The sequence below is a fragment of the Staphylococcus sp. KUGN1 genome, from assembly GCF_045984185.1.
GTDB classification, from domain to species: Bacteria; Bacillota; Bacilli; order Staphylococcales; family Staphylococcaceae; genus Staphylococcus; species Staphylococcus warneri_A.
Genome location: NZ_JBJQIL010000001.1, coordinates 421,872 through 447,885, shown reverse-complemented (window position 1 = coordinate 447,885; position 26,014 = coordinate 421,872). Strand labels below are relative to the sequence as shown.

The 26,014-nt window shown below is 31.1% G+C and carries 24 protein-coding genes and 2 tRNA genes; 14 read left to right on the top strand and 12 right to left on the bottom strand.

What is annotated here, in order from left to right; genetic code table 11:
* Positions 1-50: 50 nt before the first annotated feature.
* Entirely contained in the window at positions 51-959 is a 909-nt protein-coding gene (gene rihC, locus ACJQQZ_RS02230; protein ID WP_145505958.1) for a ribonucleoside hydrolase RihC, read from the top strand.
* A 69-nt stretch (positions 960-1,028) separates the two neighbouring features.
* Here the strand turns inward: rihC and ACJQQZ_RS02225 are convergent, their stop codons facing one another.
* Entirely contained in the window at positions 1,029-2,234 is a 1,206-nt protein-coding gene (locus ACJQQZ_RS02225) for a serine hydrolase domain-containing protein (RefSeq protein ID WP_049423531.1), read from the bottom strand.
* A gap of 892 nt (positions 2,235-3,126) precedes the next feature.
* On the opposite strand from ACJQQZ_RS02225, the gene ACJQQZ_RS02220 reads away from it, so the two are divergent.
* The 4 genes from ACJQQZ_RS02220 (at position 3,127) to ACJQQZ_RS02205 (ending at position 9,723) form a co-directional block, all read left to right on the top strand.
* Positions 3,127-4,380, top strand: coding sequence for an LCP family protein (locus tag ACJQQZ_RS02220; protein WP_049423529.1), 1,254 nt, complete (start codon positions 3,127-3,129; stop codon positions 4,378-4,380).
* Positions 4,381-4,415: 35 nt separating this feature from the next.
* The gene (locus ACJQQZ_RS02215) at positions 4,416-4,886 is read left to right on the top strand and encodes a DUF2538 family protein (RefSeq protein WP_002450730.1); all 471 of its coding nucleotides are present in this window, start codon (positions 4,416-4,418) and stop codon (positions 4,884-4,886) included.
* A gap of 77 nt (positions 4,887-4,963) precedes the next feature.
* Positions 4,964-5,395 carry a GNAT family N-acetyltransferase gene (locus tag ACJQQZ_RS02210; RefSeq protein WP_049423527.1) on the top strand — a complete coding sequence of 144 codons (432 nt, stop codon included), beginning with the start codon at positions 4,964-4,966 and terminating at the stop codon, positions 5,393-5,395.
* Positions 5,396-5,616: 221 nt separating this feature from the next.
* Positions 5,617-9,723, top strand: a complete 4,107-nt coding sequence (locus tag ACJQQZ_RS02205; protein WP_145505955.1) for a GW dipeptide domain-containing protein — start codon at positions 5,617-5,619, stop codon at positions 9,721-9,723.
* A gap of 148 nt (positions 9,724-9,871) precedes the next feature.
* Here ACJQQZ_RS02205 and ACJQQZ_RS02200 read toward each other — a convergent pair whose 3' ends face one another.
* Complete coding sequence (locus ACJQQZ_RS02200; RefSeq protein WP_107532391.1) at positions 9,872-10,291, bottom strand: MarR family transcriptional regulator; 420 nt, start codon at positions 10,289-10,291, stop codon at positions 9,872-9,874.
* A 153-nt stretch (positions 10,292-10,444) separates the two neighbouring features.
* Here ACJQQZ_RS02200 and ACJQQZ_RS02195 point away from each other — a divergent pair, with 153 nt between their 5' ends.
* Together ACJQQZ_RS02195 and ACJQQZ_RS02190 are read left to right on the top strand one after the other, a co-directional pair.
* Entirely contained in the window at positions 10,445-11,452 is a 1,008-nt protein-coding gene (locus ACJQQZ_RS02195) for an acyltransferase family protein (RefSeq protein WP_107532390.1), read from the top strand.
* A 141-nt stretch (positions 11,453-11,593) separates the two neighbouring features.
* Positions 11,594-12,766, top strand: coding sequence for an aminotransferase class I/II-fold pyridoxal phosphate-dependent enzyme (locus tag ACJQQZ_RS02190; protein WP_145505952.1), 1,173 nt, complete (start codon positions 11,594-11,596; stop codon positions 12,764-12,766).
* A gap of 80 nt (positions 12,767-12,846) precedes the next feature.
* On the opposite strand, the gene menB is transcribed toward ACJQQZ_RS02190, so the two are convergent.
* From menB to ACJQQZ_RS02170, 4 genes are read right to left on the bottom strand one after another with little or no spacing between them, the layout of a single operon-like run.
* Positions 12,847-13,665 carry a 1,4-dihydroxy-2-naphthoyl-CoA synthase gene (gene menB, locus ACJQQZ_RS02185; RefSeq protein WP_145505949.1) on the bottom strand — a complete coding sequence of 273 codons (819 nt, stop codon included), beginning with the start codon at positions 13,663-13,665 and terminating at the stop codon, positions 12,847-12,849.
* Complete coding sequence (gene menH / locus ACJQQZ_RS02180) at positions 13,658-14,461, bottom strand: 2-succinyl-6-hydroxy-2,4-cyclohexadiene-1-carboxylate synthase (protein WP_002450737.1); 804 nt, start codon at positions 14,459-14,461, stop codon at positions 13,658-13,660. The genes menB and menH overlap by 8 nt, the downstream gene beginning before the upstream one ends.
* On the bottom strand, positions 14,448-16,121 hold the full coding sequence (gene menD / locus ACJQQZ_RS02175) for a 2-succinyl-5-enolpyruvyl-6-hydroxy-3-cyclohexene-1-carboxylic-acid synthase (protein WP_145505945.1): 1,674 nt from the start codon (positions 16,119-16,121) through the stop codon (positions 14,448-14,450). Before menD ends, menH begins: the two co-directional genes overlap by 14 nt.
* Positions 16,114-17,469 (bottom strand): isochorismate synthase, encoded by a 1,356-nt coding sequence (locus ACJQQZ_RS02170; protein ID WP_049423516.1) that lies wholly within the window; start codon positions 17,467-17,469, stop codon positions 16,114-16,116. Before ACJQQZ_RS02170 ends, menD begins: the two co-directional genes overlap by 8 nt.
* A gap of 175 nt (positions 17,470-17,644) precedes the next feature.
* Here ACJQQZ_RS02170 and ACJQQZ_RS02165 point away from each other — a divergent pair, with 175 nt between their 5' ends.
* On the top strand, positions 17,645-18,583 hold the full coding sequence (locus ACJQQZ_RS02165) for a 1,4-dihydroxy-2-naphthoate polyprenyltransferase (RefSeq protein ID WP_075778623.1): 939 nt from the start codon (positions 17,645-17,647) through the stop codon (positions 18,581-18,583).
* A 46-nt stretch (positions 18,584-18,629) separates the two neighbouring features.
* Here ACJQQZ_RS02165 and ACJQQZ_RS02160 read toward each other — a convergent pair whose 3' ends face one another.
* The gene (locus tag ACJQQZ_RS02160) at positions 18,630-19,181 is read right to left on the bottom strand and encodes a GNAT family N-acetyltransferase (protein ID WP_145505943.1); all 552 of its coding nucleotides are present in this window, start codon (positions 19,179-19,181) and stop codon (positions 18,630-18,632) included.
* A 203-nt stretch (positions 19,182-19,384) separates the two neighbouring features.
* Here ACJQQZ_RS02160 and ACJQQZ_RS02155 point away from each other — a divergent pair, with 203 nt between their 5' ends.
* The 3 genes from ACJQQZ_RS02155 to ACJQQZ_RS02145 all read left to right on the top strand — a co-directional run bounded on the left by ACJQQZ_RS02155 (position 19,385) and on the right by ACJQQZ_RS02145 (position 20,378).
* Positions 19,385-19,594, top strand: coding sequence for a TM2 domain-containing protein (locus ACJQQZ_RS02155; protein ID WP_002450742.1), 210 nt, complete (start codon positions 19,385-19,387; stop codon positions 19,592-19,594).
* A 103-nt stretch (positions 19,595-19,697) separates the two neighbouring features.
* Positions 19,698-19,799 carry an SAR1012 family small protein gene (locus ACJQQZ_RS02150; protein ID WP_253187594.1) on the top strand — a complete coding sequence of 34 codons (102 nt, stop codon included), beginning with the start codon at positions 19,698-19,700 and terminating at the stop codon, positions 19,797-19,799.
* Positions 19,800-20,021: 222 nt separating this feature from the next.
* A complete protein-coding gene (locus tag ACJQQZ_RS02145) occupies positions 20,022-20,378 on the top strand; it encodes a DoxX family protein (protein WP_002450743.1) in 357 nt (118 codons plus the stop codon).
* A gap of 506 nt (positions 20,379-20,884) precedes the next feature.
* Here ACJQQZ_RS02145 and ACJQQZ_RS02140 read toward each other — a convergent pair.
* The 3 genes from ACJQQZ_RS02140 to ACJQQZ_RS02130 form a co-directional block, all read right to left on the bottom strand.
* Positions 20,885-20,973: transfer RNA gene (locus ACJQQZ_RS02140), tRNA-Ser, on the bottom strand.
* A 1-nt stretch (position 20,974) separates the two neighbouring features.
* A tRNA-Asn gene (locus ACJQQZ_RS02135) sits at positions 20,975-21,049 on the bottom strand.
* Positions 21,050-21,196: 147 nt separating this feature from the next.
* Positions 21,197-21,766, bottom strand: a complete 570-nt coding sequence (locus ACJQQZ_RS02130) for a competence protein ComK (RefSeq protein ID WP_049425458.1) — start codon at positions 21,764-21,766, stop codon at positions 21,197-21,199.
* Positions 21,767-21,984: 218 nt separating this feature from the next.
* Here ACJQQZ_RS02130 and ACJQQZ_RS02125 point away from each other — a divergent pair, with 218 nt between their 5' ends.
* On the top strand, positions 21,985-22,203 hold the full coding sequence (locus ACJQQZ_RS02125; RefSeq protein WP_002450745.1) for an IDEAL domain-containing protein: 219 nt from the start codon (positions 21,985-21,987) through the stop codon (positions 22,201-22,203).
* Positions 22,204-22,280: 77 nt separating this feature from the next.
* On the opposite strand, the gene lplA is transcribed toward ACJQQZ_RS02125, so the two are convergent.
* Positions 22,281-23,267 (bottom strand): lipoate--protein ligase, encoded by a 987-nt coding sequence (gene lplA / locus ACJQQZ_RS02120; RefSeq protein WP_145505940.1) that lies wholly within the window; start codon positions 23,265-23,267, stop codon positions 22,281-22,283.
* Positions 23,268-23,471: 204 nt separating this feature from the next.
* Between lplA and ACJQQZ_RS02115 the strand changes: the two genes are divergently transcribed.
* Both ACJQQZ_RS02115 and ACJQQZ_RS02110 read left to right on the top strand, forming a co-directional pair.
* On the top strand, positions 23,472-23,657 hold the full coding sequence (locus tag ACJQQZ_RS02115; RefSeq protein ID WP_002450747.1) for a YkvS family protein: 186 nt from the start codon (positions 23,472-23,474) through the stop codon (positions 23,655-23,657).
* A gap of 5 nt (positions 23,658-23,662) precedes the next feature.
* Positions 23,663-24,265, top strand: a complete 603-nt coding sequence (locus ACJQQZ_RS02110; protein ID WP_002450748.1) for a CPBP family glutamic-type intramembrane protease — start codon at positions 23,663-23,665, stop codon at positions 24,263-24,265.
* A gap of 155 nt (positions 24,266-24,420) precedes the next feature.
* On the opposite strand, the gene ACJQQZ_RS02105 is transcribed toward ACJQQZ_RS02110, so the two are convergent.
* Positions 24,421-25,929: a bifunctional metallophosphatase/5'-nucleotidase gene (locus tag ACJQQZ_RS02105; protein WP_075778100.1), complete on the bottom strand. Its 1,509-nt coding sequence runs from the start codon at positions 25,927-25,929 to the stop codon at positions 24,421-24,423.
* Positions 25,930-26,014 lie beyond the last annotated feature (85 nt).

The following is a 26,014-nucleotide window of genomic DNA, read 5'->3' as shown; positions in this document are numbered from 1 at the left end:
TTTTTTACGTCAAAATATAGTTATCTAATATTATTAAGGAGCAGATAGACATGACAATCCCATTAATTATAGATACCGATCCGGGCATTGATGATGCTGCAGCGATTAGCTTAGCACTCAATCATCCTCAATTAGATGTAAAAATGATTACAACTGTAAATGGTAATGTAAATATTGATAAAACTACTGCTAACGCTTTAAAATTAAAACAATTTTTCAATAGCAGTGTTCCTGTTTTTAAAGGCGCATCAAGTCCATTAATTTCAAATCCTGTTGATGCAGCTGAAGTTCATGGGGAATCCGGTATGGATGGCTATGATTTTAAATCTCCTACAGATGAAACAATTTCACCTATGAACGCTATCGAAGCCATGAAAAATGTATTAAAGGAAAGCACTTCCCCCATTACTATTGTTGCTATTGGACCATTAACAAATATTGCGCTTCTACTTGCTACCTATCCAGAAATCAAATCAAAGATTAAGCAAATTGTAATTATGGGTGGTAGTAGCGGCAGAGGTAACGTTACACCTCTTGCAGAATTTAATATGTATTGTGATCCTGAAGCAGCTAATATTGTTTTTAATTCTCAACTTCCATTGGTTATGGTTGGATTAGATTTAGCACGTCAAGCCATGTTTTCTCATGAATTTATAAAAAAAATAAAAATAATGAATCAGACCGGTGATATGTTATTTCAACTATTCCAACATTATCGAACTGAAAATATTCATGAAGGTATCAAATTATATGATGTATTCACTATTTTATATTTAATCGATGCTGACCTATTTAATGTATTTGATGCTAACGTTCAAATAGAATTACAAGGTATACTTACTAAAGGGGCAACTGTTGTAGACTTTGATCCAATAGAACCCAACTGTCAGGTTGTTCATTCCCCTATTTCAAAGCATTACCAACAAGCTTTTTTACAAGCACTTGCTCACTGTAAATAAATTAATACAAAAACGCACATGTTGTCTGTCTCATAGACAACATGTGCGTTTATATTTTTATCATTCAACTTATTTCACTTGAATTCCAGGAACATTATATTGCTTTTTCTGATGAAGCATATCATAGAATACATGTTTCATTTTATTCTCATTAGTTTCATCAGCTGTTTCACCTTCTACAGTTAAGTTACTTGCTAATATCACGATATATTTGTCATTGTAATAAACTGTAAATTTCTGTCCGAAGAATACACCATTCACTCGGTTTATTGTCGGCATAACATAAAAACCGTATCGGTATTCCTTAGGATATTGTTTTGTATCAAATTCGTGAAGTAGTGGATTCGTCACATCCGCATCAAATATTTTATAGTGTTGTAAAGCAAGTATTAATTGTCCCATATCATGAGGTGCCATATATAAGTTACCAGCACCATAATACTGATCAAGAATTTTAGGATGCATTAAAGAGAATTTATTATGAATGATTTTATAACCCCTAGCCATATACTTTTGATATACTTTCTCATCAAAGAAAGCACTATGTTTTAATTTATATGGATTAGCCAACCTATTATAATAATTTTCAACATAAGGCTTATGCGTTACTTTTTCAATCACTTTTGCAAGCACTAAATAATTTCCATCATTATATTGATGCTTATGATAAAACTTATCATCAATACCTTTTTGTTGAATTGATTTAACAGCCTGGTCTAAGTTTTTAATATTTGTAGATGCTTCATATTTATGTAAACCACTCTCATGTAGCATCAAATCTTTTAATGTTATCTCCTTACTAGTTTTAAACCAAGGTAAGTATTTTGTCACAGGATCATTGATATTAACCTTATTTTCAACTTCAAGTTGTTTTAATATCAATCCAGTTGTAAATTTTTGAGAAGATCCGATTAAATACATCGTATTAGCTGAATTTTTTTCACCATTTTCAAAATTTTTAAATCCATACCCTTTATCTAATTTAACTTTCCCATTTTCGAATACTGTTGCAGTACCATTAAAGTTAGTTTCTTTCAAATAATTATCAATATCTTTATAGACAGGATTTTTCTTATCCATCACATTTTTAAGTTTTTTAGGTGCCTTTTCATGTTTATCTTTTTTCAATATGTATGTTTCGTTATCATTTTTCTGAAATATGCGGCTATCCGTTTGTAAGTATTCGCTCCACTTTCTTCCAAATATAATCATTAATATAATAAGTATTACTAATACTATTATAAAAAATATAATTTTAGTCTTATTTAGTTTCATGTTATTATTTGCCTCACATGTTAATATCAATACTTTTCGTCAGTATAAAATCTTGATATTATGACATTCATTTTTTATATCCATAATACGCCTAGAAAAATATTTTAATTAATCTTTTATTATTTTTTCTTTCTCGAATACAGAAGTAACACAACACTACCTTATTTAATGTTCAATTTACTTATACCATCCTCCTTTAAACAAGTAAATCTACTTTAATATAAATACACACTTATCTAGTAAATGAAAATATGGTCGATTCACATGGTAAACCTTTTATACACTATGCATAATTATAACGTATATCCCTTTTTAAATCACTTTAAATTAAATAATACCTCTTTAAAAAATTATTTCCATTGTACTTTAGTACCATAAAGGTAAAATAAACATCAAAAATTAATTAAAGCCACAAATCAGCTTTCATAGTATTTATTTAATATACATGATTTGTCACTTCTATTTTATTTATCTGTAAACAACTAATAACTATTGATTAAAAATAAAATCATAGCAAATTTATTAGGTGTAAATATGCAACAATTTATACATATGCAACATAATTTTTCTTGAAACTCTTAAAAGCATCACCTATATATAACATAATGATTCAAACATTGGTTATAGGTTAATCAATTTCAGTACTTTTCTATAATTTCACAATAAATATGATTCTCTATTCACATTTAATACGTGGAATCATTTATAATATGATATGTAAATTAAATTTTAAGAATGTAAATATTTTTGCATATGTATGTGTTGTAATTTTAACAATAAAGTAATACAATTTAAGGCTATAGTGTGGAAAATAATTAACACCGATACCAAGAAACAACATAACTTTTAATGAAACAAAAAAATAAGTTTATACTATTTAGGAGCAACAAATATGAATAAATTTTTTAAATTCTTTTTAATTCTACTAACCTTCGCTCTTATTGCAATCCCTGTTGTTTTTGCTAATAATCTTTTCAAATCATCGGAGAAAGCATTTGAATCTTCTCAAGATAAAAGTAATGCTGATCGACAATCTAACTTAAGAAGTTCAAAAATCGACCCTGAAAAAGATCCAATCTCTATCTTATTCTTAGGTATCGATGATAATGAAGGCCGTGAAAAAAATGGTCAGAGTTTAGAACATTCAAGATCAGATGCAATGATTCTGTCAACTTTTAATCAAGATAAACATCAAATCAGAATGTTAAGCATACCTCGTGATACGATTAGTTATATCCCTAAAGTAGGCTATTATGACAAAATAACTCATGCACACGCATATGGTGGTCCTATTGCTGCTATGGATTCAGTAGAGGCCACAATGAATGTACCAGTCGATTATTATGCACGTGTTAATATGAAGGCGTTCGTTCAAGCTGTTGATGAGCTCGGTGGTATATATTATGATGTACCTTATAATTTGAATGAACCAAATAGTGATGATACGGGAAGAATTAAAATAAAAAAAGGCTACCAAAAATTAAATGGTGATGAAGCTTTAGCTGTTGCTAGAACACGCCACCATGATTCGGATTTAAAACGTGGTCAACGTCAAATGGACTTAATTAAAATCTTATTCCAAAAAGCCCAAACGTTAGATTCATTTGATAAGTTAGACGAAGTCATTAGTATTGTCGGAAAAAATGCGAAACATAATTTAACTAAATCTGAAATTAAATCATTAGCTAAAATGTATTTATCTGATAGTGTAGAGATGAAGAAATCACAACTAGAAGGTAAAGACGATATGTTAGAAAATATTTATTATTACAATCCTAGCATTAAAAGTATTCAAAAATATTCAAATATCTTGCGCTCTGATTTAGGGTTATCTAAAATTACAGATAAAGATGACTTCTTAAATGAAAGAGTCATTGATCATTATGGTTCATTAGTTCCATTAACTAAATTAGATGATTCGTTATTAAGAAAAGCTCAAAATGATACAACAAATAAAAAGCATAAAAAAGATAACAGTAATGATGCGAATCAACAATCAGATAGTAGTAATGATCAATCCCAAAGCAACGATATGGATGCACAGCAATCAGATATGAATGCACAACAACCAAATGACACAGTTAATAATCAAAACAATCAACAACAGTCCCAACAGGGTCAAGAAATTGATACAACTGCTTATTAATCCAATTATATAATGATAGGAAAGGAGTTGCTAAGATGTCACGAAAAACATACGAAAAGATTGCCAACATCAATGGTATGTTTAATGTTTTAGAACAACAAATTATCCATAGTAAAGACATGGCTTTATTTAGAAATGAATTTTTCTATGTGAATCATGAACATAGAGAAAATTATGAAGCGCTACTTATTTATTATAAAGAAAGTAATCATAATCCTGTTGTAGATGGGGCTTGTTACATCGTAGCTCTTCCAGAGATTTTTAATAAGGTAGATATTTTCGAATCAGAACTGCCATTTTCTTGGGTATATGATGAAAATGGTATTACCGAAGAAATGAAAAGTATTAGCGTTCCTTTACAATATTTAATTGCCGCGGCACTTGAAGTAACGGATGTAACACTATTTAAACCGTCTGGGTTTACAATGGGAATGAACAATTGGAATATAGCTCAAATGAGAATATTTTGGCAATATACCGCAATTATTAGAAAAGAAGCTTTATAAAATCATAGATTACTTTAGGGAAGAAGACATCGAATTAATTGTCTCCTTCCCTATTTTATATCCAAAGGAGTTTGAATATGTTTAATAAAGTGACGAATGAACAAATGTTAGAAGATTGTTTTAAAATTAGAAAAGAAGTTTTTGTAAAAGAACAGCATGTTGCCGAAGATCATGAGATAGATGAATTTGAAGAAGTGGCAATACATATTATTGGTTATGTGGATGATTCTCAACCAATTGCAACTGCACGCATACGACTCTTAGATGAATATATAGGTAAAGTTGAACGCGTAGCAATTCTAAAAGAATATAGAGGCTTAGGGTTAGGTTTAAAACTATTAACTTTTATTGAAACGATAGCTCGTGAACATCATCTTACCCGTTTGACAATGCATGCACAATATTATGCTACCCCTTTTTATGAAAAGTTAGGTTATATCACTTCTGGACGACCTTTTTATGAAGAAAATATTAAGCATATCGTTATGAATAAAAATATGATTACTTGATAACTTATCTTCACTATATCTTTTGTAATATTTCATTAAACTCAAATTAATAATTTCTATGAAATTACTTGCGTACCATCAATGTTTAAAGCCCTTACATCCCTACTATGGCAAATTTTTATAGGTTAAAATTCTATTACAAATCTGTTAAAAGACGTACACACTCCTTTTCTCATACTATAATTAATACAAATTCAAAAGATACAAGGAGTAATTATATAATGACGAAAATATTCAATTGCAAATTACCGTCAATGGTTGCAGTAACTTTATTGGGAACAGCATTTACGGCTCACCATGCAGATGCAGCAGAAACAGCACAAGATCAAACAAAAAATAAAAATGTACTGGATGACCAAGCAACACTAAAACAAGCTAACAATGCCAAACAAGAAGTGAGTAATCCTACACAAAATATTTCTGGTACTCAAACTTATCAAGATCCAACTAAAGTCAAACCAGTAAAAACTACTTCTACAGAAAATAATGATGCATCAATTAATCAACAGAAGACTGAAAATGCTTCTACTAATGAAAATACAAATGTAAAAGCTCAAACTACTGATGCGTCTAATCAAAATAATAATCAAATCATAGAAAATTCAACTGTTGAGGAAACTCAGAAACAAGAAGAATCAAATCAAGCCCTTGATAACAATGAAAAACAACAATCTTCACAACAAAATTCAACTGAAGAAAGCAAACAAGAGGTTGCTCAACAAAATGCTAAACAAGAGACTCAAACAGCACAAGAAGAAACATCTGAGACTACAACTCAGAACCAAGCTCAACAACAAACTAATACAACTAATCAAAATGCTAAACAAACCGTTAAGGATAATGGTGGCTACAGATTAGATGATGATGAAGATGACGTAGACGATGAAGCTAATTCAGTTGAACCATCACAAAAGACACAAGCAACTCAACAATCTAAAGAAAATGTTGCTACATCTTCTAATACTAAAACACAGTCAGCAACACCTAATGCTAACGAGTTAAAAGCTAATAACGTGGTAAATGAATCTGCTAAGGTTTCATCTACTCAGTCTAATGACAATGCTACTAAAGAAAATGCTAAACAAGTCACTACATTCAATTCAGTAGCTAAACCAAGAATGATGTATGCAACTGCTAATAGAGCAACTTCATCATTACCAAAGTATCAACCACAAGTGAAATCTTCAATTAATGATTATATTCGTAAAAAGAACTTTAAAGCACCACAAATCGAAGAAGATTATTCATCATACTTCCCTAAATATGGCTATAGAAATGGTGTAGGCCGTCCAGAAGGTATTGTGGTTCACGATACAGCAAATGAGAATTCTACAATTACTGGCGAAATCAACTACATGAAAAATAATTACAACTCAGCTTTCGTACATGCATTTGTAGATGGTAACCGAATTATTGAAACTGCACCTACTGACTATTTATCATGGGGTGCTGGTCCAAATGCGAATAACCGTTTTATCAACGTTGAAATCGTACATACACACGACTATGATTCATTTGCACGTTCAATGAACAATTACGCTGATTATGCAGCCACTCAATTACAGTACTATGGCTTAAAACCAAATAGTGCAGAAAACGACGGTAGTGGTACTGTATGGACTCACGCAGCAATTAGTAGATGGTTAGGTGGAACAGACCATGCTGATCCACACGGTTACTTACAACAACATAATTATAGTTACAACGAATTATATGATTTAATTAATGAAAAATATAAAATTAAAATGGGCCAAGTTGCACCTTGGGGTACAACAACTACTACAAAACCATCTACTGGTGGTACAACTACGAAGCCTTCTACAGGTGGTTCAACAACAAAACCATCAACAAATGATAAATTAACAGTTGCTGCTAATAGCGGTATGGCTCAAATTAAACCAACTAATAATGGTTTATATACAACTGTTTATGATAAAAAAGGTCATTCAACTAACCAAGCTCAAAAGACATTGTCTGTAACAAAAACAGCAACATTAGGTAATAATAAATTCTACCTTGTACAAGATTATAATACTGGTGAAAAATTTGGTTGGGTTAAACAAGGTGATGTTGTTTATAACACTGCTAAATCACCTGTTAAAGTAAATCAATCTTACAATGTCAAACCTGGTACCAAAGCTTATACAGTGCCTTGGGGTACTGATAAACAAGTTGCAGGTACTGTATCTGGTAAAGGTAACCAAACTTTTAAAGCTACAAAACAACAACAAATTGATAAAGCTATTTACTTATATGGTTCTGTTAATGGTGTAAATGGATGGATTAGTAAAAGTTTCTTAACAACACCATCAACATCTAATACAACTAAACCAACTACACCTTCTAAACCTGCAACTAACAGTCAATTAACGGTTGCTGCTAATAATGGTGTAGCACAGATTAAGACATCAAACAGTGGTGTTTATACAACTGTTTATGATAAAACAGGTAAATCAACTGACCAAGTTCAAAAAACATTAGCAGTTTCAAAAACAGCTACTTTAGGTAATGATAAATTCTACCTTGTACAAGATTATAATACAGGTAAAAAATACGGATGGGTTAAACAAAGTGATGTTACTTACAATACAGCTAAGTCCCCTATTTCTGTAAATAAATCTTATAATGTTAAACCTGGTACAAAAGCTTATACAGTCCCTTGGGGTACATTTAAACAAGAAGCTGGTACAGTATCTGGTAAAGGTAACCAAACCTTTAAAGCTACAAAGCAACAACAAATCGATAAATCAACTTACTTATATGGTACTGTCAATGGTATATCTGGTTGGATTAGCAAATATTATTTAACTGAGCCTACTGCTACAAGAACAGCACTTGCACAACCTAAAATGGCTATAAAGTCAAATGATACAACTAATAATGAAGCAGCTAAAGCTCAATCACCAACTAATGTGAATACAACACAAGCTACTAAACAAATTGGTCAAGTGAAAGCTAATAATACTGGTATCCGTAGTTCTGTATACGATAAAACTGCTAAGAGTGGTACTAAATATGCTGACCGTACCTTCACTATTTCTAAACAAAGAACCGAAGGCGATCAAACATACGTATTATTGCAAAATACAGCTTCAAATACACCTTTAGGCTGGGTTAATATCAATGATGTTGACGTTCAGAACTTAGGTAATGAAGCAAAATTAACAGGTCAATATAAAGTTAATAATAATAACAATGGCCTTTATTCAATAGCTTGGGGTACTAAAAATCAACAATTATTACCTGCTAGCCAATTAGCAAATCAAACATTTAATGCTTCAAAAGCAGTATATGTTGGTAAAGAAAAATATTTATATGGTACTGTAAATAATCGTACTGGTTGGATTGCTGCTAAAGATTTAGAACAAGCAAACTCAAATAATCCAGCTACACCTTATAACTATACTTTCGTTATCAAAAATAACAATGGTCACTATTACGACGAACCAAGTGCTAAAAATGGCTATTCTTTAAAAACATATTTTGAGAAACCATTTGTAGTCATTAAACAAAAACAACAAAATGGTGTGACTTGGTATTATGGTAAACTTACTAATGGTAAATACGTATGGATTAAAGAAAGTGATCTAACAAAAGAATTAGTTAAATATTCAAATACAGGTCGTACATTAAATCAAATGGCGTCGATTCAAAATAACTTAAGTTATGGCCCACAGGTACAAAGAACACCTGGTGTATGGTCAAATGCGACATTTAGTGAAACTAAAAATGCCATGGATTCAAATAAACTTGCTAAAGATCCAGTTTCTAAATATCAATTTTTACGTTTAGATCAACCACAATATTTATCTGAAGCTACTTTAAATAAATTACTTAAAGGTAAGGGCGTTCTTGAAAATCAAGGTGCTGCATTTAGTCAAGCTGCTAAGCAATATGGACTAAATGAAATTTATTTAATTTCACATGCCTTATTAGAAACAGGAAATGGCCAATCTCAATTAGCTAAAGGTGCTAATATAACAAATGGTGCAGTTAATACACGTTCTGCAACTAAATATCACAATGTATTCGGTATCGCTGCCTATGACTATAATGCTTTAGGTGAAGGTGTGAAATTTGCTAAAGCATCTGGTTGGGATTCTGTTTCAAAAGCTATTATTGGTGGCGCTAAATTTATTGGCAATTCTTATGTGAAAGCAGGACAAAATACGTTATATAAAATGCGTTGGAATCCAGAAAATCCTGGTACACACCAATATGCAACAGATATTAATTGGGCAGATTCAAATGCACAAGTATTAAAAGGTTTATATGATCAAATTGGTGAAGTTGGTAAATTCTTCGATATTCCAAAATTCAAAGCTTAATTTAATACAAAATAACGGGTTAAATCCCTGATAAAAAGCCAGTAGATGAATTCATCTACTGGCTTATATATATTTAAATATTAAAAGAAATCACCCTACCCATTGTAAGATGATCTCTATTACAACAACATTGACTCCACGGTTATGATTAAATATAACTATGACGACTATTCAACTTATTTAATAGCTGGTTTAAATTCTCAATCTCACTATCTGATAAACATTGGCAACGGGCTTCTATTAACTCACAACGCGCTGTATTGATCTGTTTAATAAGTGCACGTGCTTCATCAGTAAGTACAAGTTCTTTACATCTTAAATCTTCATGTGATTGATGACTTGTAATATAACCTTTCAATACAAGTTTCTTAATCCATCTTGAAACAATAGATTGTTCTCTACTCACTTTCATCGTTAAATCATATTGAGATAAACGATCATAATTGTACAATATACGTAGTAATTCTAATTGTTCTGATGTAATGTCTGTTCTTTGTCCAAAGCGTCGGTTAACTATATTTAAATCGTTGTTAGTAAGTGTGATAAGTTTTTCAAGTTGTTTATACATGCTGTTCTACTCCACTTTATTTAGTTGATAATATTATATGCTTTTTTTATAAGATATACAATAGAATTTTATACTACGGACAAAATCGTTGCATAATTGTCATAAAATATAATAAATTAAGTACAGTCAAACATGAAAAAAGGAGACATTTATATGCCTTCCATCAAGGAAAGGGATTATTTCTTTGATAATGCCCGAGCAATACTCATATTTTTAGTGGTGCTAGGACACCTATTGCAACCTTACACTTCTGAAGATAAATACTTATCTGCATTATATCTTGTTATTTATAGTTTCCATATGCCGACATTTTTATTTATTTCAGGATATTTTGCGAAAAATTTGGATAAACCCTATTATCTAGAACATATTGCTAAAAAATTATTATTACCTTACTTTATATTTTTCGCATTTTACTCAGTTTATTATTTCTTAACTGGTAAAAGTGATAGTTTACAATTGGACCCTTTCAATCCAGTCTTTGCATTGTGGTTCTTACTAACATTATTTTTCTTTCACGTTGTATTAGTGATCGTTAGAAGATATAATCCTATGATTGTGTTAGGAACATCTTTACTTGTTTCAATCTTTGCTGGATTCTCTGCTAATATTGATGAATATATGAGTATTTCTCGTACGATTGTATTTTTCCCTATTTTTTATTTAGGTCATTTATTTACTAAACAACAAAGTATGATAATTAGAAGTAAAAAATGGGTACCTATTTCTATTGTTGTATTTGTCCTTTATTTTATTGGGTATCTTATACATCCTATAAATGCAGATTGGTTGTTAGGCAGTTCACCCTATACGTCACTTGAACATAATGCTGAAGATGTATATAGTCCTCTTAAACGTTTATTACTCTATGCTGTAATACTAACTTCGATGTTTGCATTTTTAAATTTAACATCACAAAAGTTACGCTTTTACACTTATATAGGTAGTCGAACAATGTATGTGTATTTATTACATGGTTTAATTATCGGTATTATTCGTGGATTCGGACTATACCCATTCAAGTCTCCCGTTTCCATAATGACGTATTTGTTTTTAATAATAACATCAGGTGTTATTGTATATCTTTTATCCAATCGCTTAATATGTAAATGGACTAATCCAATTATTAACTTGAAGCCCCCTTCTAAATTCAAAGGGTAAAAATCACTATAAAATTTTTGTTTTCATACCAAAATGTAGTACTAAAAAATATGTTATGATAGTAATAATTTGAAAGAATTATATGACTATTCAAACAATTACAGTACTATATTTTGGTATTTTTTAGAGGAGTTAAGATAAATGAAATTACAATTGAACGAGCAATCTAAATTTTTAAGAGCGCCTAGTATTCGTCAATTTTCTAATCGTATGCAACACATTGATGATTGTATTAATCTAACCATTGGGCAACCTGATTTTTCTATGCCTGATGTTGTTAAAAAAGCTTATATCAAAGCTATCGAAGACAATAAAACTACATATTCTCATAATAAAGGGTTACCTGAAACCAGAGAGGCAATCAGACAGTACTTTAACAATAAATATGGCTTTAACTATAACGTAGATGAAATCATCGTTACCAACGGGGCTAGTGAAGCATTAGATACCGCATTAAGAAGTATCATCAATCCAGGTGATGAAATATTAATTCCTGGACCAACTTATGCTGGTTACATTCCTTTAATACAAACTTTAGGGGGTAAACCTGTATTTATTGATACATCTGCTTCTGCGTTTAAAATCACACCCGAGTTAATCAAGCAACATATTTCTGATCAAACTAAAGCGATTTTGCTTAATTATCCAACTAATCCTACAGGTGTCACCCTATCCAAGTCTGAAGTTGAAGTTATTGCAAAAACTTTATCTGATTATGAGATATTTATTATTAGTGATGAAATTTATGCTGAAAATACCTTTAATGGTCAACATACTTCATTTGCTGAATTTGACATTATTAGAGATCAATTACTACTTATAGGTGGCTTAAGTAAATCACACTCTGCTACGGGCATTCGTATAGGTTTCCTAATGGGACCAGAATATTTAATTGAAAAGTTAACATTCATGCATGCTTATAACTGTATTTGTGCTAATGTTCCTGCCCAACACGCGTGTATCGCTGCATTAACTGAAGGCTTAGAAGCACCACAACATATGAACAAAGCATATATAGAACGTCGAGATTACTTAATCACTACATTAAAATCATTAGGATTTGAATTGAATGCTAAACCCGAAGGTGCCTTTTACATTTTCCCAAGTATAAAAAATTACACAGAAGATGATTTTAACTTTTGTGTCGATGTTTTAGAAAAAGCGCACGTCGCTATGGTACCTGGTTCATCTTTCACAGATATCGGTAAAGGCCATGTTCGTATTTCTTACGCTTACGATATGACTTTACTTAAAGAGGGCATGCAACGTTTAGAAACGTATTTAAAAACGTATTACCCTAATCAATTTGCTTAATAAATAAAAAACCACTTGTAGTTATAAAGCGATGCATCCATCATCGCTTTATAACAAACAAGTGGTTTTATTATGAGATTCTATGGGAATTTAGGGAATTGGTCAAAGTCTGGGTCACGTTTTTCTTTAAATGCGTCACGACCTTCTTTAGCTTCATCAGTTGTATAATAAAGTAAAGTCGCATCGCCTGCCATTTGTTGTAAACCAGCTAAACCATCTGTATCTGCATTCATTGCAGCTTTTAAGAAACGTAAAGCAGTTGGTGAATGTTTCATAATATCTTGACACCAAGCAACTGTTTCATCTTCTACTTTGTCTAATGGTACCACTGTATTAACTAAGCCCATGTCTAATGCTTCTTGTGCATTATATTGGCGACATAAGTACCATATTTCTCTTGCTTTTTTGTGTCCAACGATTCTAGCTAAATAGCCTGAACCATAACCAGCATCAAATGAACCTACTTTTGGACCTGTTTGACCAAAAATCGCATTGTCTGCTGCAATAGTTAAATCACATACAACATTTAATACGTTACCGCCACCGATAGCATAACCACGAACCATTGCTATAACTGGTTTAGGAATAACACGAATTAAACGTTGTAAATCTAAAACATTTAAACGAGGGATTTCGTCTTCGCCAACGTAACCACCATGTCCACGTTTCTTCTGATCTCCACCTGAACAGAATGCTTTATCTCCTTCTCCAGTTAAGATAATCACTGAAACATTTTGATCATCACGTGCACGTGAAAATGCATCAATCATTTCAGCCACTGTCTTAGGTGTGAATGCATTACGTACTTCAGGACGATTAATAGTTACCTTTGCAATACCTTCGAAAAATTCATATTTAATTTCATCATATTCTCTAAGTGTTTTCCACTGTCTAGTCATTTTGCTCCTCCTTTAAAAAACCTAATATCATTGTATCAAATTCCGTGCTATCTTCCACATGAATTGTATGCCCAACATTAGAAACTATTGTTTTTCTGCTATTAACAATTGAGTCTTTCAATTTTTGTGCAATTTTTACAAACTTCGCGTCTAGCTCTCCTGCCATAATATATGTTGAAATATCGATTTGTGATAGTAATGACCATAGATTAGGCATCTGTCCTGTACCATAATCTCGTAATGCTTTTGCTAAACGATGAGGATCTTGACTCATTCTATTATTCCGAATTTGCTTTTTAACTGATTTTTCTAAGTCATATTGTGATTGGAACAATGGTAATCGTTCCCAATCATTGACAAATATTTCTAAACCAGCTATTTCTAATACTTTCGCTCTTGCAGCATCTACTTGTTGTCTCTCAATTCGATCTTCTTCACTTTGAATACCTGGTGATGTGCTTTCTAATATTAAACCTGCAAGTTCAATAGAACCATGCAACGCATAATATAAAGCTACTCTACCTCCCATTGAATAACCAAATAAATATAGCTGATATTGTTGATATTCAGATAAAACTTGATTTAATGCTTGATTGATATAATCAAAGCTCCATTCTATATCCATAGAAGTTTCATCTTTTCCGTGACCTGGTAAATCAATGACTAATACGTTAGTTTGTTCTGTTAGCTTATCAATATGATTATCGAAGGTTCTGCCATCGCTAATAAATCCGTGTAACATAACTAACAATTGCTTGGAAGATGATTTTGATTGATAAAAATTATGATATAACATTAATCATTTCACTCAATTTCTTATATAAAATTTGATGTTGTTGTAAATTATCTTCTCTATCGGTGATGACTTCATAAACATTCGAACCTAATTTAGATAACGATTCAAATTTAAAATCAGTTAAATGATCAAATCGCTTAAAATTATAATCATATAACAATGCCGCATGTTCAAAATCTAAGCCAGTTGGTGTTCCGAATAATCTCTCGAAATATTCTGCTGCTGATGCTTTTTGCGGTAAATATGAAAAGATACCACCACCATCGTTATTTAATAAAACTATGTTTAAATGTATGTCATTAATTTTAGACATAAGTAAGCCGTTCATATCATGATAAAAGGCTAAATCACCAATGAGTAACGTAACATTTTTATGTACTGCCATACCTAATGCCGTAGAAACAACACCATCAATACCATTCGCGCCACGATTAGCATAAATTTCCGCTTCATTATCAAATAGTAAATTATCGATATCTCTAATAGGCATACTATTACTTACAAACAAAGCATCTTCATTAGTTAATTTAGAAAGCAATGTGCCGACATAGGCCGCTTCATCAGTGGCATGTTGTAGAAAATCATTGATTTCAATTCGAGATTGTTTTTCTAATGATTGCCATTGTTGTAACCATGCTTTTCTGTCTATTGTTCTTTCTTCCATTAGTGATCTGAAAAAGTCATTAGCCGATATTTCGTATGACACATCTGGCGGTACAGGGAAAACATCAATTTTATCATTATTTTGTACTAAAATTTGAAATGCTGTAGTCGTTTTTAGCCATTGATTTAACTTTTTAGAAATAACCGGTTTACCAACTCTGATTACGAAATCAACATCCCAATCCATACCTGCTCGATATAATAAATCATAGGTTGTAATGACATTAGGATGATTATGTCGTCTTAACTGGCTTAATGGGTCTGCCAACACAGGTATATCGAAAACCGTTGAATAAGTTAGAATTTGATCTACTTCTTGATGTTGCATATCTCCAACAATGATTAGACCTTTAGGCTTTTCAATTTTATCCTTAATAGGATCAACATGTACCATTTTTTGATAATGAGGTAATGTTTTTGTTTCTGATTTCAATAGATCTTTTCTATCTAAATTAGGTGTTAATGGTTCTCTAAATGGCATATTAAAATGTATCGGCCCTTTATGTGGTCCATAAAGATACTGACTTGCGATTTGCATTTGATAATGTATCGTATCTAGCATATTGGTTGTGCCATCAGCAATTGGCATATCAAATTGGAAATTGACATAATTACTGAACATATTTACTTGATTAATTGCTTGTGGTGCACCTACACTTCTTAGTTCGTGCGGTCGATCACTCGTTAATACAATGAGTGGTATTCGACTAATTTGACTTTCTGCAATTGCTGGAGTGTAATTAGCCGCTGCTGTACCAGATGTACATAAAATAGCGACGGGTCTTTGACTACCTTTGATTAAACCTAATGCAAAAAATGCTGCACTACGTTCATCCGGATGAATCCACGTTTTAATATTTGGGTGTGCTTCTAACGCAATAGCTAATGGCGTCGAACGTGACCCCGGGCTAATAACAACTTCTCTCACACCATAAGCATATAGTTCTGATGCAAATGTAAAGACTTGTGTCGTTAAAGCTTCATTTTTATTACTCATGTTTATCTACTCCTAAAGCATTCATCATTGGTGAAAATTTCACTGCTGTTTCAGCAATCTCACTATCTGGATCAGAATCTTTAACTATGCCACATCCAGCAAATAGTGTTGCTTGATCACCTTTTATCAACATAGATCGAATTGCTACGATAAACTCACAATCATCATAGACATCTATATATCCTACCGGTGAACCGTATAAACCACGTGTGCCAAATTCTTTTTGTTCTATAAATTCTAGTGCTTCATCTTTAGGATAACCACCTAACGCTGGTGTAGGATGCATTCGATCAATTAACCCAATATAAGACTGTTCTTTTAAATTACCTTCTATTTTTGTAAATAGATGATACAAATGGTCATTTTTTAAAATGTTTGGTGTTTCATTGTAGTATACATCTTCAACATAGGGTTGAATGTCATTCAATATACTCTCAACTACAATTTGATGTTCGTTTAAATTCTTTTTATCGTTTAGAAAAGCTTGTATGTTTGCTTCATCTTCTTGTTCATTTTGAGAACGTTTAATCGTACCTGCTACTGCTTTGGTTGAAAGCACTTGATTTTCAACCTTTAATAATTGTTCAGGTGTTTGTGAGAAGAACACAGATTCATTAGATTCAAGTAAGAAGATATAACTGTTTTTTTCATTCTTTAATGCTCTAGTTAAAATATATGGAATGCTAATCTTTTTATCAAATTTTATTAATCTTCTACGTGCAAGTACAATTTTCTTAGAATAGTCAATATGATCAATCGCTTCTTGTACTAAATCTCGCCATTCATCTAAATAGATATCCTCCATACGTGTAACATTTCCCAGGTGATCATCTTCTGTATCAACATTGGCTTGTTCCAAATCATTTACTAATGACTTGAATGTCTCCATATCAAATGTACTTTTTTCAGTTGTATAAGTTACAAATGTTCGTTCGTTTTCTATAGAAATCAATACCTCAGGTAACACAAAATGATTTAAACCATATGCTCGCCATTCATCATCAGACTTATGTTTTGAAAATTGGAACCCACCACACAAACGTAAATGATGTTTCTCATAATCTGGATGAATTAATTCTATATCTTTTTTTAACGTTTCCCATTCTTTAAAGATAGACTGTTTATTTTCGAAATCATTTTCAAATTTTCGAATCGCATGATAACCGAAATATGAAGACTGATTGTCATTTAATCGCAAATAAAAACGATCACCTGCTTGCGATTCAGTTATATGAAATAACTTACTTGGATCTAACTGTTTTTCTATCTCTACTTCAACGGAGACCCAATCCTTAGAACTTCCATATAGCTTGTCGACAATCTCATCTTCTCTTACGTTAACAGTCATTCATCTCACTTCTTTCTTCTATATTTACTCATTAGTATATTGTATCATTTTTCAATACCAATTTTGGTGTGAATTGCTTAATAATCACATGCAATTTTTCACGTGAATTGACCTTTATTCATAATTACTTTAAAATATTAATGTTAAAACTAAAAAAATTAAGAGGTTATAAAAAATGTCAGATCAATATCAACAATATTCAACGGTTAAAAAGTATTGGCAATTGATGAGACCTCATACCTTAACTGCCGCAGTTGTGCCAGTACTAGTTGGTACAGCGTCAGCTAAATTATTCCTACTTGGTAGTGAAGATCATCTTAAATTTAGTTTATTCTTAGCCATGTTAATTGCTTGCTTATTAATCCAAGCAGCTACAAACATGTTTAATGAATACTATGATTTTAAAAAAGGCTTAGATGATCATACTTCTGTAGGTATCGGTGGTGCAATTGTGCGAAACGGTATGAGTCCTAAACTTGTGATGAATATCGCAATTGCTTTTTATATTATCGCAGCTTTACTGGGTATATTCCTAGCTTTCCATAGTTCATTTTGGATTATTCCAATAGGCGTTGTTTGTATGGCAATTGGTTATTTATATACTGGTGGACCAATGCCAATTTCATGGACGCCATTTGGCGAATTATTCTCAGGCGTATTTATGGGTATGATTATCATCTTATTAGCCTTTTTCATTCAAACAGGTAATGTTCAAGGACTAATCATTTGGTTAAGTATCCCTATCGTCATAACGATTGGCCTTATAAATATGGCTAACAACATTAGAGACCGCGTCAAAGATAAAGCTAGTGGACGTAAAACACTACCTATTTTACTTGGTAAACGCGCCTCAGTTATCTTTATGGCAATAATGTATATCGTTGCATATGCGCTTGTAGTATTTACAGCCTTATTTAAATCTGGTGGATCATTATTCTATTTATTAGTTTTATTGTCATTCCCAATGCCAATTAAAGCTGTAAGAAGATTTAACAAAAATGATACACCTGCAACAATGATGCCTGCCATGGCTGCTACAGGTAAAACAAATACTATTTTCGGTTTATTATATGCATTAGGCATTTATATTAGTGCGTTGTTAGGTGCAATTTAATGACATTTAATTACTCGGCAATGATAATCATTCATTGTCGAGTTTTTTATTGCTTAATCATATGTCTATATAAATGACCGTAAAGATCTATATCACTCACAGTTTTAAACCCTAATTTTTCATATAATCCTAACGCTTTTTCATTATCATAATCACAATTTAAGCTCCATTTTTTCTCAGGGTACATCTCATGGAGATAAGTCATTAGTTGTGTAGCTATACCTTGTCCTCGATACTCGGGAAACGTAGCGACAGTTTCAATATACACCTCATCGTCCGCTGCTTCTTTCACTGGTAAAGGCGTCCCATATTTACGGATATCTTCATCAATCGGTAACTTTAACCAATTTTCCTCATAATCAAGTTCATGTTTACCATCATAAGCAATAACACATCCTGCAACTTTGCCATCCACTTCATAAACCCAAACATTTTTATAATAACTTCGATATTCAACATTCACAACACTTAGCTCTAGTATGTTCATCATTCTTTCTTTACTAATTTCATTAACTATATCTAATTCCATATCTTCCCAAATCATATAACATAATTCAGCGATATGCTTATTATCACTTGGATGCGCTTGTCTAATCATCATATATCCTTCCTCAAAGTATGTCTTAATTTCATTATATAGAATCTACGATATAATATAAATCAAAGGACCTACCTCATATAGATTTTAAAAATTTCGGTGGTAGAATTGAATTATTAGAAGGACTATCTAAAATAGATTTATAAGTTTGTCATGTACTTAAATCTTTAAACGATACATTTTATCTTTAGGAGGCAATCATAATGAGAGTTAATAAAGTCATTTATATATTAGTAGCTATTTTTTTAGGCGGTATTGGTGTTCATAAGTTTTATGCTGACAAAGTTGGACAAGGTATTTTACATCTTGCCTTCTTTTGGACTGGTATTCCAAGTATTGTGGCTATTATTCATGCTGTTATTGTCGCTTTTACTAAAAAGGCTGACAAAGATGGCTACATTGTTTTTGAATAATAATATTTATCCTATTCTAACGATTTATCTTCCATTCACTTTTAAAACATAAAAAACTGGGTATATTATATCTATCAAGTAAAAGCAAAAGGGAGACATAACCATGATGAACATTATTAAACGTGTAGTAAGATCGCTTATAACAGGTTACATTGTTAAAATTATCCGTGATTTGATTTCAGGTAAATCAAACGGTAAAAAATAAAGAACGCTTTATCAAAATTATCGCTCGTCAATGTATTTATTACTATTGATGGGCTTTTTTATATAAATGGTCATTTAATAAAGACAAAACCTTCCATTCGTTATATAATAAGATAAATTTTATAAGTATTATAATTTTTATTAGAAATTTAAAGTCTTTTATTCTTAATTACTTATGAAATTTACTTTTTTATTTTATAACAATCTGGAGGTCAGTCTATCAATGAGATTTGGAATTTTATTAATTAGATGGATGTTAGCGACATCTTTTTTAGTACATGGTACTTTAAAATTTGTAGACCTAGAAGGTACGATACATTTTCTAGGTTCATTAGGTTTACCCCCACTACTTGCTATTTTAATGTCAATTGGTGAAGTTGTTGGAGGTATCTTCTTGATATTTGGGATTTTAACACCGTATGTTAATGTTTTCTATATTTGTGTGATGTTAGGTTCCATATTCACCTTAAAGTTAACCCGAGGATACGTTAGTGGTTATGAGTTCGAAGTAATTCATATCGTAATGAATGTAGCAGTGATGAGCAGTTATAGTTGGAAAAAGTGGATACAATTTTACTAATCATTTTATTTAATATTAACAGACTTTTGTAAGTATCTTATCACTTTAGGAATACAGCTTGAGTATTGCATTGATATTATAATAATAAACACCATGATTTTAAATCAGCCCTATGGTTAGATTCTAATTTCATGGTGTTTTTATACTATGATATTCAATTATCGCCTAGCCTCATAGTTGGCTTGCTACTATGTTCAATGTATTTCGTTTTAAAGGTCTCACGCACTAAAGAATCTTAACTCTTCGTAGTACATGTTATAAATAAATAAGTTCAACTCTTAATAAGTCAAAAAAATAAGCCTAGAATGGATTAAAACCATTCTAGGCTTATTTATAGTAACGAAGGGACTATCCATTCGCATTAAATAAAGTGTGTTGACCATATATTGACCAAAATATATTAAACAAACTTAAACGGATTTTTAACAAAATAAAAAAGAACGTTGATTTAACAACGTTCTAACGAGTTTAAGGTAATCAGAATTAAACTGATTTATACTATAAAACGGAAACGGAGGGATTCGAACCCTCGCGCCGCTCTCGCGACCTACACCCTTAGCAGGGGCGCCTCTTCAGCCAACTTGAGTACGTTTCCATGGCTCCACAGGTAGGACTCGAACCTACGACCGATCGGTTAACAGCCGATAGCTCTACCACTGAGCTACTGTGGAATAATTAAATTGCAGTGCTTTCTCTATCAAGCACAAATATTATTATATCAATTTTACGTAATTTATCAAGAGATAACTTAAAAAAATATACGGAACATTTACACTATATTAATATAACGTTCCGCATATTTTAAATTTCATCATAATTTATTTATCTACAAATAGCGAATAACGTGATAATGCTTCAAAAATGTTTAGTGAGGATTTTTCATAATCGATAGGTTTATCGGGGTCATTAGATTTCATACGGGATTGTTTATCTACCATATAATAAAAGAAGATTGCGTTCGTATACTGATGCCATAAACTGTGGAATGATACATTTAGGGTAATGGTTTCATTGTTTGCAAATATGATTTTACATTTACGATGTTTTAATTCTTTAATAGACTCAACATAATGCATGTTAATCCATAAATTTTCTTCTTGTCGATCTGAATGAGTAGGAAAAAAGTAAGTTGGGAATAAAGGAGTTAATAAAATTGGGGGTTTACTAGAGATACCTGTAATTCGATTGGTTTCAGCCTTTTTACTTAAATAATTGTTGCCATAAAATTTACATGACCTCTCAATAATCTTCTGAACTTTAAATGGACTTTGTAGGACTGTCTTATCAAACCGAATAATTTCTGAACCATTTGGTTGATTTTGATCATCATAATTAGGCCTAATCACCATGTCTCCCTTTCTAATTACGTATATATTCTGAGTTGTCATTGGGAAAACCTCGCTTTATTAAGTTTTATTATCAATTCTATTTTATAGAACCAATAATATGTTTTTTATTTTATAAGAAAAATGTCAAAAGTCAAGTTATTCTTAAAGTGTAATATGGTACATTTTTTCGCATAAAATGTCAGAATATTCATTGATTTCAAAATTTAAAAAATGTATAATATTTATATATTAAATTCAAACGAAAGGTCGAGATCCCTATGAATCATAATACAAATGTGAAACATACGACACTTGAAGAATTTGTAACTACGGTTAATGATTTAGGCGTTGAACTAGTCATTGATGAAGCACTTAGAGAAGTTAGAAAAAAAGAATTGAAATTACTAATTGATGAAGCTTTAGTAAATAAAGATGAGAAAGCATTCAATGAGTACACGACAGAATATAAAAATTTGGAGGCATTTCTCAGTGAATAATTTAGATTCGAGTCATTCAAAATAAGGTCTATTCCCTACTAAAAAGTTAGAGAATAGACCTTTTAATTTATTAGACATTAAGACATTAATCTTAATATTTCATTTTTATCTATATCACCAAAATAATAATATAAGTTATAATTTGCCAATGCTTCTTCTAAATGGTTAAAGTCATGAAGGCACCCTTCTAAGGCATGTTCTAAATCACTAATATCCCCTTCACCAAAGAAATCACCGAAGATTTTTGCATGTTCAATTTTACCTTTTTTCACATCAAATTTGACTTGAATAAATCCTTTCTCGAATTTTTCTTCTCGTTCAAAATTATATTTTGGATTTTTACCATAATTCCAGTCCCAAGTACGGTATTTTTCATTACTTAATTTCTCGATATTTTTCCAATCTTCATCAGTTAATACATACTCTTCAACTTGTTGTTCACCAAATATTGATTTTAAAATGATTTGTTTAAATTGGTCAATATCTATAGACTCTGTTAAAAATTCTTCAATATTAGCCACACGTTTTCTAACAGATTTAACACCTTTTGATTTAATTTTAGCTGGATTAACTTTCAATGCATTTTGAACTTCATCAAGTTCACTGTTTAGCATTAATGTTCCGTGACTAAACATTCTATCTTTAACTTTAACCATTGCATTTCCTGAAATTTTAGCAGCACCAACTTGAATATCGTTTCGTCCTGTCATTTCTGCGTCTACGCCCAATGATTGTAAAGCTTGAACGATAGGTTCTGTAAACTTCTTAAAGTTATGGAAGCTATTACCATCATCATCTGTAATAAAACTAAAGTTTAAATTACCTGTATCATGATAAACTGCACCACCGCCAGAGATTCTACGTACAACATCTATACCTTTTTCATCAACATATGATTTATTGACCTCTTCAATCGTGTTCTGATTTTTACCAACAATAATGGAAGGTCTATTTACATAAAATAAAAAATAACTTTCTTCTGACGGCAGATTTTTTAATACATATTCTTCCATAGCTAAGTTAAGTGTTGGATCAGTTATATCATTATTACTAACAAATTTCATAACAAACGCTCCTTATAGATTCTCTATATATGCCCTTACTTTATTTATGCACAATTTACATTTAAAATTCCAATTATTTACTCAATAATGACAAAATTTTCATAATTTATGCATTAATTCTAAGCGTTTTTAGTGTTATTAGTTTATTTGTAGTGTTTTTTTTAGTACAATATAGTCTAGCTATGAATTAAGGGAGGACTCGAAATGACTGTTGCAGAAGTAGGTAATATCGTAGAATTTTATGATGGTTTAAGAGGCCGAGTTGAAAAAATAAATGATAACTCAGTTATTGTAGACTTAACAATAATGGAAAACTTTAACTCACTAGACTTACCTGAAAAAACGGTTATTAATCATAAACGTTATAAAATTGTTGAACAAGAAGGTTAGTTGTAATGAAAAAAGTTTCGAAAGCTTTATTATGGTTTATAATTAGTTTCATAGTTTTTCATGCCATTTTATTTGTTATGTGGGGTGAACATCAAGAATATTGGTATTTGTATACTGGAATTATGCTAATAGCTGGTATTAGTTATGTATTTTATCAACGTGATATACATTCTAAACGGTTATTAACATCCATAGGTATTGGGATTATTGCCAGTATTATTTTAATCATTATTCAATTGATCTTATCACTCATGACGTCTGAACTAACTTATGCTTCATTAATAAAAGAATTAGCCAAAACTGGTGTACACTGGAAATGGCAAATGTTAGTAACATTAGCATTCGTTATACCGTGTCATGAATTATATATGCGCACTGTTTTACAAAATGAGTTAAATAAGTACAATTTGCCGAATTGGTTATCTATCTTAATCACTGCAATTTGTTCAAGCTCTCTATTTATATATTTAGATAATTGGTGGATAGTACTGTTTATTTTTATAACTCAATTACTACTGTCAATTAGTTATGAATATACAAGACGTATTGCTACAACATCTATTGCACAAATTGTTGCTATTATTCTTTTATTAATTTTTCACGGATAATTTTTAGAATATTAAATGATTAGAAAATAAATATTTAAAGTATAAGTTTAGAGCTCCAAACCATGTGTCCTTACATGATTTAGAGCTCTATTTATTTTTTAAAGTAATTATTTCGACACATACGTTAATTAATATGAAGGTGAAATGATATCGAATTACTTAATCACTTTAAAATTATTTATTAATTCAATTGAATAGTGCTTATCTGATAAATTTTTGGCAATTAGTGTACTCATTGTACTTTCACTAGTTTGATGAATAATAGCATCTTTTAAATATGCTTGATAGTTTCTATAACAATAATCAGTCATATTTATTCTATATAATCCATTTAAATCAATACCATCTAAAGTTACCCGGTTAAATGGTGCTTGATTCATGTCAATGGTATAGTTAAATCCTTGCCAAAATGTACATAACGTTTCATCAATCAGTGTAGATTTTAAAGTGTCTGATTCAAATTCAAGATATGAATATGAAAATTCTAATATATCTTTAATACATTGCCCTTTAATTGTTAAATCAACAGGTTTATCTGGATATGGGTACGCATCATATAAAACTCTATTCGTTATGACGCCGTCTAGTCCTTCTTCACCATTTCGTGGTATATGTACACAACTAATTTGATAATTATAGGCTAATCTAATGCTATCATGTAATAATTGAGCAAAAGGATGTGGTTGTCCAACTAACTCTGCTAAATCTTTAACTGGTGCGTTTATTTCAGTTTCGTTTATCTCTTCGCCTGCCCAATGTTCAACTGCTTTTCGATCATAATACGTGACATTAAGTAAATCTTCATCTTCATCATAATTATTCAAATCAATGACTTCAGGTAAAATTTCCTCAACCTCATAGGTATTAGTTCTTTTTTTAAATCTAATTTTCACATGCACGAGTTCTTCTGCATTTTGTCCAGCTTGTACATAAACTGTTCCATGATCTTGACCAACTAAAGTTTGATGCTGATGTGCTGTAATGATGAGATCTATAACCCCTAATTCCTCCATCAATACTTCAGCTTCATTGACATTTACCTCGTGTTTCTTATTAGATTTGCTAATTTTGTCTAATCCACCATGATATATCACTATTAAAAAATCTGGTTCTTCGATTTCATGTATATATCTAATCCATCTTTTAGCTGATAATAATGTTTTTTCAATACTCACATCTTCTTCCATCTCTGCATATTCATTTTTCATAAGGCCATCAGCTGTTAATCCTACTATTGCAATTTTTAAATTATCAAAATGTTGAATAGAATATGGTGTTGAAAAGTATGGTTCTTTCGTTTTGATATATTCTATATTAGCCGATAACCATGGAAATCTAGATAATGCAACAGAACGCGTTAAAAATGACAATCCAAATTTAAATTCGTTAGGGCTAATACCACTAGCATCATATTGCATGGCATTCATTAACTTTATCATTGGATGGCGCTTATATGGTGCAACAATAGCATAATAAAATGCTGCTAATGACCCTGCCAAACTACCGCCACTATCTAATAAGATTACATTTTGATTATTGTCTCTTACTTGTTTAACAAAAGTTCCGGCACGATATATATTTGAGCCATAATCTCCGTTTAAAAAATGACTATGCATATCAGAAGTTGCTATGACATCTACATCGATATTCTCATTTCTCTCCATCTCAACACACCTCTCATTATGGTTAGTTTAACATGTATTTTTGTTTAAGTGATATCTCTTTGGATAGATAACTTATTTTATCAAC